We start from the raw sequence: 14,672 nt of genomic DNA on the forward strand, positions 1-14,672 counted from the left end.
GCCTTCTGAGTAGTCAGTTGTAGGCGCGGACCCACGCAGCATGCCGCGGGTGCGCAGTTTCCCCAAAGTTCGGAACCAGCTTCTTGTTGGGTCGACTGCTGGAAGCACGCGCAATTGTGCACGATGATTCGGGTTTTCCTGATTCGGTCCGCTTTTATCCCCTTATTAGCCTCGGCTGTTTATGCCCTTTTCTTGCCATGAATTCTTTGAGTTCATAAGGCTCTAATTGCTGTGCCTAAATTCCGATGATTTACCTTGGAAGGAGGTGAACCATGCGAAAACGCCCGGAAGACATGCGCTTCTTCAAGAGCACCAATGCTCCCAAGGACCGCACGCTGTTCAACGGCCAACTGCTGGACCAGCGCCGTGAAGACGTCTACGTTGTCCTGCACCAGATGGGACTCATCCGTTGATGCCCTGCAACCGCCACTAAGGAGTTCAGGTGCCACACCTTCATGCTGAACCTCAAGGAGCCCACGCGGCTACGCGTGGGCTCCCCCCTTTTAAGGGGCTTTAACGGCGCTGGTGCGGGATGATGTTGGCTGCGTGTGATGCTGCAGCCAAGGCGTGACTGTAAGCTCGATCCATGCAGGAGACGAAGCCGCACCGGCAGCAAAAACGTGCCCGCTTTGTGGTTCCCAGCCGCAGCGACTCCCTGCTTCGGAACTTCACGGAGCTCATTGGCGGGCCCTTGGGGAAGCACTCGTCTCCGGGACAGCTCTCCTCCGGGCCGTACACCGTTGAACGGGTCCTCATCGTCCTGACCGTAGTGGCCGCGATACTGGCAGTTCTCGCCAAGGAGTACTGCCGCGTTAATGGGTGGCAAACGCCCGGGCAGTTCTACGCCACCTGCTACTCCGACTTCCCCGAGCTCTTCAAGAACCGCGGCCTCGGCGATGGCATCTTCCCCTTCTTCACCCAGGGCAGCCTGTTCGAGTACCCCGTCCTCATGGGAATCATCGCCGGTATCACGGCGTTGATGGTCCCTGGCCAGGGGGTGGGCAGCGAACGCATCCTGGGCTATTTCGATATCAACGCGACATTGATCGTGGCCGTCTGGATGATCACCGTGCTGCTGACGGCACGAATCAACAAGCGTCGCCCGTGGGACGCCGCCATGGTAGCCGTCGCGCCCGGGATCATCCTTGCCGGCTTCATCAACTGGGATATGTGGGCCGTGGGGCTGCTGGCCCTGGGAATGTACTTCTTCTCACGGGACAAACTGTTGCTTGCCGGGGTGTTCATTGGACTGGGCACGGCCACCAAGCTTTACCCCGTCCTGATCCTTGGCGCTGTACTGGTCCTGGCACTGCGCAGCGGCAAGCTGCGGGCCTTCTTCGTCACCGCCGGTGCCGCCTTGGCTTCGTGGCTCGCAGTTAACCTGCCGATCGCCGCCATGAATCCCTCCGGCTGGCGCTACTTCTTTGAGTTCACCCAGGAACGCCCGGCCGGGTACAGCTCTCCGTGGTTTGCTTACAACCTGGTGGCCGACCGGGTCCAGTGGACGCAAATGAATGCGGCCACCATCAATTCGCTGGCGCTGTACCTGTTCATCCTGGCGTGTGCACTTATTGGGGCCCTGGCGTTGTGTGCGCCGCGGCGCCCCCGGATCGCCCAGCTCGTGTTCCTCATAGTTGCTGCGTTCATCCTCACCAACAAGGTGTACTCACCACAATTTGTCATCTGGCTCATCCCGCTCCTGGCTCTGGCCCGGCCGCGTTGGCGCGACTTCCTCATCTGGCAGGCAGCCGAGGGGCTGCATTGGGCTGCAATTTGGATGTACCTGGGCCAGGCGACCAGTGGCGGCTCCGTCCAGCACAACATCGATATGTCCTACTACGTGCTGGCAGTCGGCCTGCACATGACGGTGACCGCCTACCTTATGGCACGGGTGGTCATGGATATCTGGGATCCCGCACAGGACCCTTTGCGCATCCACGGTGAGGACGATCCCCATGGAGGGCCCTTTAACGGGGCCCCGGATTGGCTCCGGATAGACCTTTTCCGGCCGTCGCGGTCCTTGTTGCCGTGGAGCGCTGCCCACCGAGCCGTCGAATCCCAGCAGTCCAGCGAGCGGAGGTAACCGGCCATGGGTGATGTCGCCGTCGTCGGAGCCGGTCCCAACGGTCTGGCCGCCGCAGTGGTCATGGCGCGCGCCGGCCTGGACGTTCGCCTTTACGAGGCCGCGGAGGCAATCGGCGGTGGCTCGCGTACCAGTGAACTCCTGGAACCGGGCTACCTCTACGATGTCTGCTCCGCTGTCCATCCCATGGCCCTGGCGTCACCGTTCTTCCGCGCTTTCGAGCTTTCCCGGCGGATAGACCTACGGGTTCCGGAAGTCCAGCACGGCACTCCCCTGGACACAGGCGGCGCGGCGCTGGCGTACCAGTCGCTGGAACGGACGGTCTTGGAACTGGGCGTGGACGGTGCGGCGTACCGACGGCTTCTGGGGCCTTTGGTGGAGCGTGTCAACGGAGTGGTGGACTTTACCTCCAACCAGCTGTTGCGTATGCCGAAGGACCCCTTGGCGGCCGCCCTGTTCGGGCTTGCCACCCTTGACCAGGGGACGCCACTCTGGAGCCGCCGTTTCCGGGAAGATGCGGCTCCTGCGCTGTTGACGGGAGTCATGTCGCACGCCCTCGGTTCGCAGCCGTCCCTCAGTTCCACCGGCGCCGGCCTCCTCCTCAGCGTGCTGGCCCACGCGGAAGGCTGGGCCATTCCCGTCGGAGGGTCGATGTCCATCGCGAGGGCCATGGCAGACGACCTGACGGACCACGGCGGGACAATCCACGTGGGTGAACGCGTGGACTCGCTGGATCAAGTCCGGCCCGCGAAGGCCATCCTGCTGGACGTCGCTCCGCCCACCTTGGCCAGGCTCGGCGGAACTGAAGTCCCCGACCGCTACCGGCGTGCACTTGAAACATTCCGATTCGGGAATGCGGCCTGCAAAGTGGATTTCATTCTGTCGGGACCCGTTCCTTGGCTGGATCCCGGATTGGCGAAGGCAGGAACCGTCCATGTGGGTGGTTCGCGGCTTGCCATGGCCGAATCCGAGAACCTGGTGGATCTGGGCAAGCATCCCACCGAGCCGTACGTCCTGGTGTCCCAGCCATCGGTAGTAGACCCCACCCGGGCACCGGAGGGCCGCCAGGTTCTCTGGTCATACTGCCATGTGCCTGCCCATTCCACGGTGGACATGGCTGAGGCCGTGACGGCGCGGATTGAGAAGTACGCCCCCGGTTTCCGGGACGTCGTGGTCGCTTCACAAACCACGACGGCGGCGGAATTGGCTGCGTACAACGAGAACTATGTTGGGGGCGACTTCAGTGCCGGACTCCTGGACCTGCGCGGCTTGGTGCAGCGGCCCGTGGTGTCAAACGCGCCGTGGAGGACACCGATGCCGGGTGTATATCTGTGTTCGTCGTCCACACCGCCCGGGCCCGGTGTGACAGGAATGCCCGGGTACCACGCAGCGAAACATGCCCTCAAGGACATCTTTGGTGCGCGCGTACCCGGGCTGGGCCTGGGGCTTTAGCTTGGGTTAGTTGGCGGCCGTGAAACGGGCGCGCCGGTGGGCCGGGGTTTCGATCTCGTCCAGCATGGCTACGGCGTAGTCCTGTGAAGAGATGCTGTTGCCGGCAGGGGAATCCTTGGCCACGGTGTACTCGCCGGTGCGTTCGCCCGGCTGAATGACCGGAGCGGGGGCAAGGACGGTCCAGTCAACGGATTCCGGGGTCTGCTTGACGGCTTCGAGGGCCTTGGCTGCGGTGGTCGCCTCAGCTTTGTAGGCCTCCGGGAAGTCCGGGGAATCGAGCAGGCGGACACCATCGATTTCCAGGGTGCCGGCACCGCCGACGATCATGAGTCGCGTTCCTTCGGCGTTGCTGTAGGCGGTAGCCATGGCATCGAGCCATTCGCCATGGTCGCCGCCGGTGCGGCTGGGACCCGTAGCCAGTACGACGACGTCGTGCTCTTTTGCGATGGAGGCGAATGCCTGGCCGTCAGCCAGATCCGCCGCCTGGGCGGCGGCGCCGGGAACCTCTGCGCCCTTGCGGGATATGGCTGTCACCTCATGGCCGCGGGTGATGGACTCATTGACAATCTGGCTGCCGACCATGCCCGTTGCGCCGTAGACTGCGATTTTCATAGCTCTCCTTGGGGTTGGTATCCTTGCAATAACACAACGGTATCCACCGGATACTGATAGCTTCAAAGGAACTGGGTTACCTCATGGATACTAAAGACCTGGCCGGCAATGTCCTGGATCCCAACTGTCCGTCGCGGGTGGTTTTCCAGCGCATCGGCGATAAGTGGGCCTCATTGGTGATTCAAGTGCTTGGCGACGGGCCGGTCCGTTTTTCGGAACTGCGCAAAATGGTGAACGTCGTGACTCCAAAGGTCTTGACGCAAACCCTGCGCGCCTTGGAGCGCGACGGCCTCATTACGCGGACCGTCTACGCGCAGGTACCGCCTCGGGTTGACTACGAACTGACGGCCTTGGGCGAGTCCCTGCTGCCCCCGCTGACGATGTTGCGCCATTGGGCCGAGACCCATGTGCCCACCATCCTCGAAGCCCGCGACGCCTATGACGACGCCCAGGACGAGGCCCTCCTCCGTTCACCCAACTGATCAACTGCTACTTACTTGGGCTGCGCGGCGGGGACCAGTGCGGGGCTGATTCGCCCGTCGCGCATGGTGGCGACGGCGTCGGTGAGGGGCAGGAACTCCGTGTCGTGGGTGACCATGACAGTGGCCGTGGAGAACTCATCCGTCACCCGCCGCAGCAACCGGACGATGGATTCGCTGCGCTCGTGATCCAATGCAGCAGTTGGTTCATCCACCAGCAGGACGGTTGGGTTGCCCATGAGCGCCCGGGCAATGTTCACCCGCTGACGCTGTCCCCCTGACAACTGATGGGGCCTTTTGTGTGCCGCTGTGGACAGGCCCACAACGTCCAGCAGCCCCTCGGCCGTGCGGCGGGCTTCTTTCAGCGGATTGCCCCGCAAGTGCTCGCGGATCAGCAATTGCTCGACGGCGGTCAGCGAGGGAAGCAGGTTTGGTTGCTGGAAGATGATGCCCACCTTGTCCCGGCGAAGCGCCGTGCGGTCGGCCTCCTTGAGGGCGGAGACGTCCTGCCCATCGATGACGACCAGCCCGGCGGTGGGTGTCACGAGAGTAGCGGCGACGGCGAGCAGCGAGGACTTGCCGGATCCTGAAGGACCTACCAAGGAGAGAAATTCACCCCTGCGAACGCTGAGGTTGACGGCGTCGAGTGCTTTGAGGGTTGAGCCGCCATCAGGGTATTCGAGGGAGACGTTGACGAGGTTCAATGCTGTAGTCACGATGTATGCCTTTCGGGGTATGTTTTAGTTGCCGCCGAGGGCAAGCAATGGATCGACCTTGGTGACTTTGCGGACTGCGAGGACGGCACCGCCCAGGCCAAGGATGACGATTCCGGCAATGGGTACCAGCGTGGTCAAGGGAGTGATGAGGAACGGCGCGGCCTGGGCCGCGAGCAATCCGCCGGCAAGTCCCAACGAGCCGCCCACGGCTGCTCCGGCCAGCAGTACCAAAGCTGCCTGCGCCAACGCATCCCGCAACACGTAGCCTGAGGACGCACCCAGCGCCTTGAGCACGGCAATATCGCGGGTACGTTGCACGGTCCAGACGGTCAGGAATGCCACAATCACCAGCGCGGAGATCCCATAGAGAAATGCCTGCATCAGCATGAGTGATCCGTTCTCACTCTTGTATGAGGCCAACGCCTGGAAGGACCCAACGGGATCCGCGCTCACTGTGCCGGCCGCCGCATTGGCGGCATCGATGTCCAAGGAGGTTCCGGCGTCGTGCGTTACCGCCAGGATTGTGGCAGTGCCTGGCGTCGCGTGTGCGACGGACCTCCAGGTTTCCAGCGTCGTCCAGACCACTCCAGTGTGTGAATACCACTGGTCCTCAACAACCGCCGAGACGGTGAGATCTTTTCCGCCAACCCGGACCCGGCTTCCGGCCTGCAGCGACAGGTCCTTTGCCAAGGATTCACCGATCACAACCGTTCCGTCCTCCACTGCTGAGGGAGCCACAGAGCCGCCGAAAACTGCGACGTTCGCCGTTCCGCTCGGTGTGCCGCCATCACCAAGTGACTGGAACCGCGTCTGGCTGATTCCCAGTGCCTGCACCGACGTAACGCCCGGCTGTTCCCGCCAAGCCTCGAGCTGCTGGCTGGAGACTTCCGACTCCGTATATGAGGCCTTGGGCTCACCTCCGGCAGGAGCGCCGAAGACGATCTGCTGCACGTGCAGCGCGGCAATGGCCGACGTTGATTGGTTACCCAGGCCTGCCGTCAGCCCGGAAAGCATGACGAGCAGTAAGGTGATCAGCGCGACCACGCTGCCCATGAGCGCGAAGCGGCCCTTGGCGAAACGGATGTCGCGGATGGCGAGAAACATCGGATTCCTTCGGTTCGGTGCGGGCTTGGTCCCGGCACAATCAACCTTTCCCGCGATGCCTCGCGAAGACATCGGGAACCGGATGGATTCGTTCACGCCAAGGGGTTGAAAGGGCGATCATCCAAATGGTTGATTCAGCCGCGGGGACACGGAATCCGGCCCGGTTCGCACATCGCCGGGGATACGCTGGGAGGCATGCAGTCCACCGGCGCCGCCACCATCCTCCGCGTGCTGCGGGTGTGCCTGCACGTCGGCTTCGCGGTGCTGCTGCTGGTGGCCGTCGTACGTTTGCTGACAGGTGTAGGAGTTGCCGGGTCGCCTCCAACACCCGTGGCCATGGCAGCGGGTCTGGGACTCTCGGCACTACTGGCCGCGGTGTATCTGGCTGGCACAATCCTTGAGAAGCGCTACGCCAGCGATGCCTCCCGCTTCAACCCCACGCCGTATGCGCGGTGGTGGCTAGGCGCTGTGATGATCCTGTGGCTGCTGCTCCTTTTGGTCAGCGGTGACTTCGCCTGGGTAGCCTTTCCCCTGTTCTTCGTCCAACTCCACCTTCTCCCCCGGCGGCTGGCACTCCCGGCGATTGCGCTCAGCACCATCCTGCTGATCGGAGCATTGTGGTTCCATAGCCGGGGGTCGGTTGACGGTGGCCTGCAGCTGGCGATGGTTCTGGGGCCGGTGTTCGGGGCTGGCTTCGCCGTGGTCACCGGGCTGGCGTACCGTGCGTTGTTCCTGGAAGCCGAGAACCAGCGCACTGTTGCCGACGACCTTCGCCGTACACGCGCTGAACTCGCGCAAACCCAGCACGACGCCGGCATGCTTGCTGAACGTGAACGGCTGGCCCGCGAAATACACGACACCCTGGCCCAGGGATTTTCCAGCATCATCCTGATGGGCAGGTCCGCGGAGAAAGCCCTTGATGACGGGGATCCGCAGGCAGCCAAGGAACGGTTGAGGATTGTCCAGGACACAGCGTCCACCAACCTTGCCGAAGCACGGAGTTTTGTCCGCGGCCTGCGGTCGCCCGATCTGGAGCAGTCCGGCCTGGTGGACACCCTGCGCCGGCTCTGCGACAAGACCGAGACCGAGGCCGCTGCCCGGGGTACGGCGTTGCGCTGCCGCTTCGAGCTGGTGGGTACGCCTGTGGAGCTGCCCAACACCTACCAGACCACCCTGCTCCGGGCCGCCCAGGCTTCCCTCGCGAACGTGTGGGCACACGCCCACGCACGTGCCGCCGTCGTGACTCTGTCCTTTCTTGGCGCTGAGGTGACCTTGGACGTTTTCGACGACGGCAAAGGTTTCGAACCGTCGACGGCGGCCGGTACAGTGCGTGGCGACGGCACCGGCGTCGGGCTTCAAAGTTTGCGCGAGAGACTGGCCGCGCTGAACGGCAGACTGGAGATTGAGTCGGCGCCTGGCGAGGGGACTGTAGTGGCCGTTCGGGTGCCGCTTCCGGCAGACGAAGGTGTTTCATGAGTGACATCCGCATCCTCTTGGTGGACGACCATCCCGTGGTCAGGGCCGGCCTCCGCGCCATGCTGGCGGATTTCCCGGGAGTGACGGTTGTTGCGGAGGCATCCGACGGTGATGCTGCCCTGGTGGAACTCAGCAAGCTCAACACCCTCGGAGAGCCTGTGGACCTGGTGCTCATGGACCTGCAGATGGGCAGCGGCATGGATGGCGTGACGGCTACGGAGAAGATCAAGGCGGGTGAGGCCGGGAGTCCCCCGCCTCCCGTTCTGATTCTGACGACTTACGACACCGACGCGGACATCCTGTCCGCGGTGGAAGCGGGCGCCAGCGGTTACATGCTGAAGGATGCCCCGCCGGAGCAGATCCGGCAGGCCGTCCTGTCCGCGGCTGCCGGGCAGACCGCGCTGGCACCGGAGGTTGCGGCGCGGCTCATGGGGCGTATCCGGAACCCGTCGCCGGCGCTCAGCGGCAGGGAAGTCCAATTACTGGAACTGCTGGCGACCGGCATGAGCAACAGGGCTATGGCCAAGCAACTCTTCATTTCCGAGGCCACTGTGAAGACACATTTGGTGCACATCTACTCCAAGCTCGGGGTGGATAACCGCACGGCTGCCATCGCCGTTGCGACGCAGCGCAGGATCATCCGCGGGCACTGAGTCCCGCCGCTCTGCCGGGCCCTCCCTGACCTGGTTGGGTGGGCAATTTTGGTGAAACGGTTGACCTTTGGGTTTTTTGCAGTGACGATTAGTGCACGTTTCGCTATGAGTTAGATCACAAAAAGTCACTCGTCGAAAGTTGGCCCCACATGTCCGCACCCTCCTTGGGTCTGTCCGGAGCTCTCCCCAACAGCTCCGGACGCACCACCAAAGGTTCGCTAACCAGGAAGGCCGCTGCACTCGGCCTCGCATCGTTACTCCTCGCGGGAGCCATTCCCGCACTGTCCTTCGCCACTGCTGCCAATGCCGCTCCCGGCGATCCCGCTGCGATCAAATCCGTGACTCCCGAAGTACCAGTCGACGCCGCCGGAGTACCTCTCGGCGCGGTGACGGGCTTTACCCAAGCCGGCAACGTCGTAGACCTTTCCACCGAGAAGGGCGCCATTCGCGTCACGTTCCTGGACGACGGCAACTTCCGCTTGGAAGCTGACCCCAGTGGGACGTTCACGGACCCCGCCAACACGGACCAAGGCGACCCGGCCAGGACCGCCAACATCGTGGTGGGCAAAGACAAGTTCCCAGGCGTCACGCCTGCTGTCACTGACGGTGATTGGCTGGTCCTGAAGACCGCAAAGATCAGCGTCGGGATCAACAAAGCCACCACCCAACTCCGCGTCATCCGGGCTGATGGCTCACTGGTCCTTGAAGAATCCGCACCCATCACCTTCGGCTCCAACTCCGCCACCCAGCACCTTGCCCAGCAGGATGGGGAGCAGTTCATCGGTGGCGGTATGCAGAACGGCCGCTCCGTGCACACCGGCGCCCTGATCAACATCGCCAAGAACTTCGACTGGGACGACGACGGTTACCCCAACGCCGTGCCGTACTACATGTCCTCCAACGGCTACGGCGTCCTGCGTGACACCTTTGCCCGCGGCTCCTACAACTTCGGCGGCCAGCCCACCACCACACATGAGGAAAGGCGATTTGACGCCTACTACTTCGTGGGCGACTACAAGCAGTCATTGGGTGCCTACACCACGCTGACCGGAAAGCCGATGATGCCCCCGGTCTACGCTCTGGAATACGGCGATGCTGACTGCTACAACCGGTCCAATCCCGGCTATTCCTCCTCTGGCTACGGCGATCCCGACGGCGCCAAGCAGCGCACCCCGGACGCCATCAAGACTGCGCGGAAGTTCGTTGAGAACGACATGCCCGCCGGCTGGATGCTGGTCAACGACGGCTACGGCTGCGAGTACCAGCAGCTCCCGGAAACCGTCAGCAACATCGAGGAAGAAACAGATCTCAAAGTTGGCCTGTGGACCCAGCGTTCCCTGACCAACCAGGAATACGAAGTGGGCGAAGCCGGGGTTCGGCTCCGGAAGCTCGATGTCGCCTGGGTGGGCCAAGGCTACCGCCAAGCGCTCACCGGGTGCGAAGCTGCGCATGGCGGAATCGAGCAGTACTCCAACGCCCGCGGCACCTCGCTGATGGTTGAGGGCTGGGCCGGCTCCCAGCGTTGCGGCATGCAGTGGACGGGTGACCATTCAGGAAACCTCGACGCCGTCCGCTGGCAGGTCTCCGCCCTCACCGGCGCCGGCAACTCGGGTCTGGCGTTCACCACGGGCGACGTTGACGGCATCTTTGGCGGATCCGCAGAGTCCTATGTGCGTGACCTTCAGTGGAAGGCTTTTGCCCCCGCGCTCTATTCCATGTCCGGCTGGGCCGCTACGGACAAGCGTCCATGGCTCAACGGCGACGAGGCCACGGCCATCAACCGCCAGTACCTGCAGCTCCGCCAGCAGTTGATGCCCTTCATCTACACGCTGGCCCAGGAATCCTCCACCACCGGCGTTTCGATGATGCGCTCCATGGCCCTCGAGTTCCCTGACCAGCAGTGGTCCTACGGAGCCGAGGCCAACAACCAGTTCATGCTCGGCTCCGATTTCCTGGTGGCTCCGGTCTTTACCCAGACCGATGTCCGCAACGGAATCTTCCTTCCCGAAGGCCAGCAGTGGGTGGATTATTGGACCGGCAAGCTCTACCAGGGCGGCCAGATCCTCAACGGCTACAACGCGCCGCTGGATAGGCTTCCGGTCTTCGTTCGTGCAGGAGCGGTGATCCCGCAAGGCATCGTGGCCCGTAATGCATCCTTGGTTCCCGAAGATTCCATGATTACTTTGGATGTCTACGCCAAGGGCCAGGACACGTTTACCCTCTACGAAGACGACAAGGTCACCCGCGAATTCAAGGATGGGAAATCCTCCAGCCAGGTCTTCACCGTGGACGCTCCGGGTACGGGCAACAGCAGCGTGAAGGTCTCCATCGGAGAGCGGACGGGAGACTACACCGGCAAGGCAGCGGCCCGCCCGTACGAGCTCAAGGTCCACGCGGGCGCAGCACCCAAGGATGTGAAGATCGGCGGCACCAAGCTTGCCCAACACTCCACCCAGGCCGCCTATGCTGCAGCAACCACAGGCTGGTACTTCGATGAAGCCAACAACGGCATCATCTGGGTAAAGACGGGCTCACTTGCCTCCAACCAGTCGGCCACCGTGCAACTCCAGCAGGCCGGACCATTGGGCGGCAAGAGCCAGGAAGACAGTGCCGCTGAGGTCCGGGTGACCACCGGCGAACAGGTCTTCCAGGATCAGGAAACCACTGTCACGGCGGCGTTCGTGAACACCGGAACCAAGGCCAAGACCAATGTGGTCCTGACGCCGGTGCTCCCGGAAGGTTGGACCGTGGTCTCTTCCTCCGGTGCCACTGCCGCCAAGGTCGAAGGTGGCGCGACAACCACGGCAACGTTCGTCATCAAACCCGGCTCCAGCGCCAAGGCGGGCCAACAGACCGTGCGGGTGTCGGCGTCGTACGCTGCTTCTGACTCCAGCACGCAAACGGTGACGGGCGGCAACCAAATCTACGTCGCGTACGGATCGCTTGCCGCCGCGTACAACACCGTTTCGGTCACCACCGTTGCGGGCAAGGCGCTCGGAAACTTCGACGGCGGCGGGGCCACCTTCGCTGCCGAGCAGCTGGCGGCCGCGACGGTTCCTGCGGGTGGCGTCCGTCCGGGGAGCACAGTAACGGTGGATGCCGGAAAGCCGACCCAGGTCGACTACACCTGGCCCGCCGTCGGACCGGACGTCCCCAACTCGGTGGCGCTGTCCGCACAGACGATCGCCGTCAAGGGCAAGGGAACGCACTTGGCCGTCCTCGGATCCGCCGCGGTGGGCAACGGCACCAGCCCAACTCTGACCCTGAAATACGCCGATGGGAGCGTGGAAAAGCAATCCATCTTCTTCCCCAACTGGCTGCAGCCGTCGGTCCTCAACGGGGCTGTCCTGGCAGTGTCCGAACAGGGTCGCAACAACGCCAACGGTCCCTCGCCGGAGTACACGCAGTACAAGTATCAGGCGTTCTCCAATACCGTCCGCTTGAACCCCACCAAAGAGCTGGCATCTGTCACGTTGCCGACAGACACCCGGGTGAAGTTCTTCGACTGGAAGGTGACCACACAGCCCTTGCCGGCTGTTCCGGTGGGCTCCGTTTACGCCTCCGAAACCCCGTGGGTGCAGGCCTTGAACGGTTACGGCGTGATCGGCAAAAACGTGGCCAACAAGGACTCGGCATCCTCCCCGGACAAGCCGCTGGCCATCAACTACACCGACCCCGCAACCGGGCAGCAGCCCGTGTTCACCAAGGGTCTTGGGGTCCACGCTGCCTCGAAGATCACGTATTACCTTGGCGGCAAGTGCACCTCGTTTACCTCGCAGGTGGGGCTCGAGAGCGGCTTCGGTGGCAACATCATCTTCAAGGTCAATGCCGACGGCGTGAACAAGTACCAGTCGCGCACCTACACTCCCGGATTCGCTCCGGAATCGGTGTCTGTTGACCTGACAGGAGTGGCGTACGTGGAACTCGTGGTGGACCCGTCCGGCTCCATCAACGGTGCGCACGGTGTCTGGGGTGATGCCAAGTTCACCTGTGCTCCGTAGTTGGATGTTCCAGGCAGCCGTCGCTTGCCGCTCTTTCCAGGGCTGGCAGGCGGCGGCTGTCCGCTTCCCGGGCACAACAAGAAACTGTCAGGGGAACGGGGCATAATGTGCCAAATGGGGAAACTGAAAATGCAGCAGGGTCTTGTCCTTGGTCTCGCAACGCTCGTGATGGTTGGTTCATTGACGGCCTGTGACGATGGCCGCGCCGGCGCTGAGGGAGCAGCCAAGCAGCTCGCGTCCTCGTTGGCGGCGCTCGACGTCGGCTCGCTCGCCGTAGAGGGCAAGGACTCTGCCACGGCCAACGATGAACTTAAAGCCGTCTTTGAGGGCTTGGGCGCTAAGCCCTCGGTTGCTTCCGGCGACGTCAAGCTCGACGGTGACACCGCAACTTTCCCCCTTAACTACAGTTGGAACATTGGCTCGGCACAATGGGAGTACACCTCCGATGCCACGCTGAAGAAGTCCGGCGACAAGTGGGCGGTTCAGTGGAGCCCGGCCCTGCTGGCGCCGCAACTCTCCGAGGGCGAGACGTTGTCGGTCAAGACCGTTGCCGCCCAGCGCGGGCAGATCCTTGGCGCTGGGGACGCTCCGATTGTTGAGGACCGCCCGGTTTTCCGGGTGGGCATCGACAAGACCAAGGTTCCTGCTGAGCAGGCCGACGCATCGGCCCGTGCCATGGCGGCGCTGCTCGGCCTGGATGCCGAAGAGTATGCCAAGCAGGTTGCTGCCTCCGGGCCACAGGCTTTCGTGGAGGGCCTCGTCCTCCGTGCGTACACAGCAGACATTACCGAGGCCAAAATCGAGGCGATACCCGGGGGCGTCAGCATCCTGGACTCCATGGCGCTGGCACCCACACGCACCTTTGCCCGAGCCCTGTTGGGGAGCGTAGGCCAAGCCAACGCAGAGCAGATCGAGAAATCCAATGGCGCACTGCGCACCGGAGACACCACGGGGACGGGTGGCCTGCAGCAAAAGTACGACTCCCTGTTGCGCGGCAAGGATGGCGTGGAAGTGGTGGCCACCCCGGCTGAGAAGACCGACGGCGAGACCCCCGGCACCAAGGTGTTCTTCTCGTCCCTTCCTGCGCCGGGCACTTCTCTCAAGACCACCCTGGACCTGAAGCTTCAGCAGTTGGCTGAAGCAACGTTGGCAGGAATCGAACCGGCTTCCGCCATCGTGGCCATCAGGCCCTCCACAGGAGCCGTTCTTGCCGCGGCCTCCGGTCCGGGCAGCAACGGCTACAACACTGCGCTCCTGGGACAGTACGCACCCGGATCCACCTTCAAGATGGTTGATTCGCTGGCGATGTTCCGGAATGGTGCCACCCCGGATTCCAAGGTGGAGTGCCCCTCAACGCTGGTTGTCGACGGCCGCACCTTCAAGAACGCTGAGGGCTACCCCGAAACATCACTGGGCTCGGTCGCCCTCAGGGACGCGTTTGCGCACTCCTGCAACACTGCGTTCATCAACGCCCGGGAAACCGTCAGCCAAGGTCAACTTGAATCGGCTGCCCAGGCTTTGGGCGTGGCCGTTGAAGCTCCCAAGCTGGGCGCGGATGCCTTCCTTGGCTCGGTGCCCGGGGCTGCAGAAGGAACCGAGCACGCCGCCTCCATGATCGGCCAGGGCAAGGTCCTCTTCTCGCCACTTTCGGCCGCTGTTATGGCCGCTTCCGTCGCCAACGGGGCCCCGGTTTCACCTCAGCTCGTGCTGAATGCCGACGCCGCGCAGGACCCCGGCGCCACTCCTGCCCCCACGGAAGGCGGCTCCGCCCCGACGTCGTCCGCTTCCGCTGCGGCAAGCGCTGCACCGGCATCCACCCAGCCGATTACCAAGGAAGAGGCCGCGTCCCTGGCCGACATGATGCGCGCCGTGGTCACGTCCGGGCACGCTGGGTTCCTGGCCGAGGTGCCCGGCGCGCCCGTGGGAGCAAAGACCGGAACCGCGGAATTCGGCAACGACAACCCGCCCAAGACCCACGCCTGGATCGTGGCGACTCACGGGGACCTGGCCGTCTCAGTTTTTGTTGAAGACGGCGGGCTGGGTGCCACCACCAGCGGGCCGTTGTTGAAGTCGTTCCTGACCGCGGCGGGCTGAAC

At 63.4% G+C, this 14,672-nt stretch carries 11 protein-coding genes; 8 read left to right on the plus strand and 3 right to left on the minus strand.

All coding sequences use genetic code 11. The annotated features are described in order from the left end of the window. The first annotated feature begins 272 nt into the window (after nucleotides 1-272). The 3 genes from WBN73_RS09755 to WBN73_RS09765 all read left to right on the plus strand — a co-directional run bounded on the left by WBN73_RS09755 (nucleotide 273) and on the right by WBN73_RS09765 (nucleotide 3,535). Nucleotides 273-413 (plus strand): hypothetical protein, encoded by a 141-nt coding sequence (locus tag WBN73_RS09755; protein ID WP_181151794.1) that lies wholly within the window; start codon nucleotides 273-275, stop codon nucleotides 411-413. A gap of 173 nt (nucleotides 414-586) precedes the next feature. Further along, nucleotides 587-2,083, plus strand: a complete 1,497-nt coding sequence (locus tag WBN73_RS09760; RefSeq protein WP_280625189.1) for a glycosyltransferase family 87 protein — start codon at nucleotides 587-589, stop codon at nucleotides 2,081-2,083. A gap of 6 nt (nucleotides 2,084-2,089) precedes the next feature. Continuing rightward, on the plus strand, nucleotides 2,090-3,535 hold the full coding sequence (locus WBN73_RS09765) for a phytoene desaturase family protein (RefSeq protein WP_207595572.1): 1,446 nt from the start codon (nucleotides 2,090-2,092) through the stop codon (nucleotides 3,533-3,535). A 6-nt stretch (nucleotides 3,536-3,541) separates the two neighbouring features. Here WBN73_RS09765 and WBN73_RS09770 read toward each other — a convergent pair whose 3' ends face one another. Beyond that, entirely contained in the window at nucleotides 3,542-4,147 is a 606-nt protein-coding gene (locus WBN73_RS09770) for an NAD(P)-dependent oxidoreductase (protein WP_207595571.1), read from the minus strand. An 83-nt stretch (nucleotides 4,148-4,230) separates the two neighbouring features. On the opposite strand from WBN73_RS09770, the gene WBN73_RS09775 reads away from it, so the two are divergent. Then, nucleotides 4,231-4,629 carry a winged helix-turn-helix transcriptional regulator gene (locus WBN73_RS09775; RefSeq protein WP_207595570.1) on the plus strand — a complete coding sequence of 133 codons (399 nt, stop codon included), beginning with the start codon at nucleotides 4,231-4,233 and terminating at the stop codon, nucleotides 4,627-4,629. Nucleotides 4,630-4,640: 11 nt separating this feature from the next. Here WBN73_RS09775 and WBN73_RS09780 read toward each other — a convergent pair whose 3' ends face one another. Then, complete coding sequence (locus tag WBN73_RS09780) at nucleotides 4,641-5,342, minus strand: ABC transporter ATP-binding protein (RefSeq protein ID WP_207595569.1); 702 nt, start codon at nucleotides 5,340-5,342, stop codon at nucleotides 4,641-4,643. Between the two features lie 24 nt (nucleotides 5,343-5,366). After that, nucleotides 5,367-6,446 (minus strand): ABC transporter permease, encoded by a 1,080-nt coding sequence (locus WBN73_RS09785; RefSeq protein WP_207595568.1) that lies wholly within the window; start codon nucleotides 6,444-6,446, stop codon nucleotides 5,367-5,369. Nucleotides 6,447-6,641: 195 nt separating this feature from the next. Here WBN73_RS09785 and WBN73_RS09790 point away from each other — a divergent pair, with 195 nt between their 5' ends. From WBN73_RS09790 to WBN73_RS09805, 4 genes are all read left to right on the plus strand, one after another. After that, on the plus strand, nucleotides 6,642-7,922 hold the full coding sequence (locus WBN73_RS09790; RefSeq protein ID WP_207595567.1) for a sensor histidine kinase: 1,281 nt from the start codon (nucleotides 6,642-6,644) through the stop codon (nucleotides 7,920-7,922). After that, a complete protein-coding gene (locus WBN73_RS09795; RefSeq protein ID WP_207595566.1) occupies nucleotides 7,919-8,575 on the plus strand; it encodes a response regulator in 657 nt (218 codons plus the stop codon). The genes WBN73_RS09790 and WBN73_RS09795 overlap by 4 nt, the downstream gene beginning before the upstream one ends. A gap of 149 nt (nucleotides 8,576-8,724) precedes the next feature. Beyond that, the gene (locus WBN73_RS09800) at nucleotides 8,725-12,576 is read left to right on the plus strand and encodes an NPCBM/NEW2 domain-containing protein (RefSeq protein WP_207595565.1); all 3,852 of its coding nucleotides are present in this window, start codon (nucleotides 8,725-8,727) and stop codon (nucleotides 12,574-12,576) included. 114 nt (nucleotides 12,577-12,690) lie between these two features. Beyond that, complete coding sequence (locus WBN73_RS09805; RefSeq protein ID WP_337340118.1) at nucleotides 12,691-14,670, plus strand: penicillin-binding transpeptidase domain-containing protein; 1,980 nt, start codon at nucleotides 12,691-12,693, stop codon at nucleotides 14,668-14,670. Nucleotides 14,671-14,672: the final 2 nt, after the last annotated feature.

It is taken from the genome of Paenarthrobacter sp. CCNWLY172, from assembly GCF_037402035.1.
Classification (GTDB): Bacteria; Actinomycetota; Actinomycetes; order Actinomycetales; family Micrococcaceae; genus Arthrobacter.

What these genes read in the sequence shown, in the direction of transcription:
- WBN73_RS09755 (WP_181151794.1), top strand. Translation starts at nt 273, where the DNA reads ATGCGAAAACGCCCGGAAGACATGCGCTTCTTCAAGAGCACCAATGCT.
- WBN73_RS09770 (WP_207595571.1), bottom strand. Translation starts at nt 4,147, where the DNA reads ATGAAAATCGCAGTCTACGGCGCAACGGGCATGGTCGGCAGCCAGATT.
- WBN73_RS09785 (WP_207595568.1), bottom strand. Translation starts at nt 6,446, where the DNA reads ATGTTTCTCGCCATCCGCGACATCCGTTTCGCCAAGGGCCGCTTCGCG.
- WBN73_RS09775 (WP_207595570.1), top strand. Translation starts at nt 4,231, where the DNA reads ATGGATACTAAAGACCTGGCCGGCAATGTCCTGGATCCCAACTGTCCG.
- WBN73_RS09805 (WP_337340118.1), top strand. Translation starts at nt 12,691, where the DNA reads ATGGGGAAACTGAAAATGCAGCAGGGTCTTGTCCTTGGTCTCGCAACG.
- WBN73_RS09790 (WP_207595567.1), top strand. Translation starts at nt 6,642, where the DNA reads ATGCAGTCCACCGGCGCCGCCACCATCCTCCGCGTGCTGCGGGTGTGC.
- WBN73_RS09765 (WP_207595572.1), top strand. Translation starts at nt 2,090, where the DNA reads ATGGGTGATGTCGCCGTCGTCGGAGCCGGTCCCAACGGTCTGGCCGCC.
- WBN73_RS09795 (WP_207595566.1), top strand. Translation starts at nt 7,919, where the DNA reads ATGAGTGACATCCGCATCCTCTTGGTGGACGACCATCCCGTGGTCAGG.
- WBN73_RS09800 (WP_207595565.1), top strand. Translation starts at nt 8,725, where the DNA reads ATGTCCGCACCCTCCTTGGGTCTGTCCGGAGCTCTCCCCAACAGCTCC.
- WBN73_RS09760 (WP_280625189.1), top strand. Translation starts at nt 587, where the DNA reads ATGCAGGAGACGAAGCCGCACCGGCAGCAAAAACGTGCCCGCTTTGTG.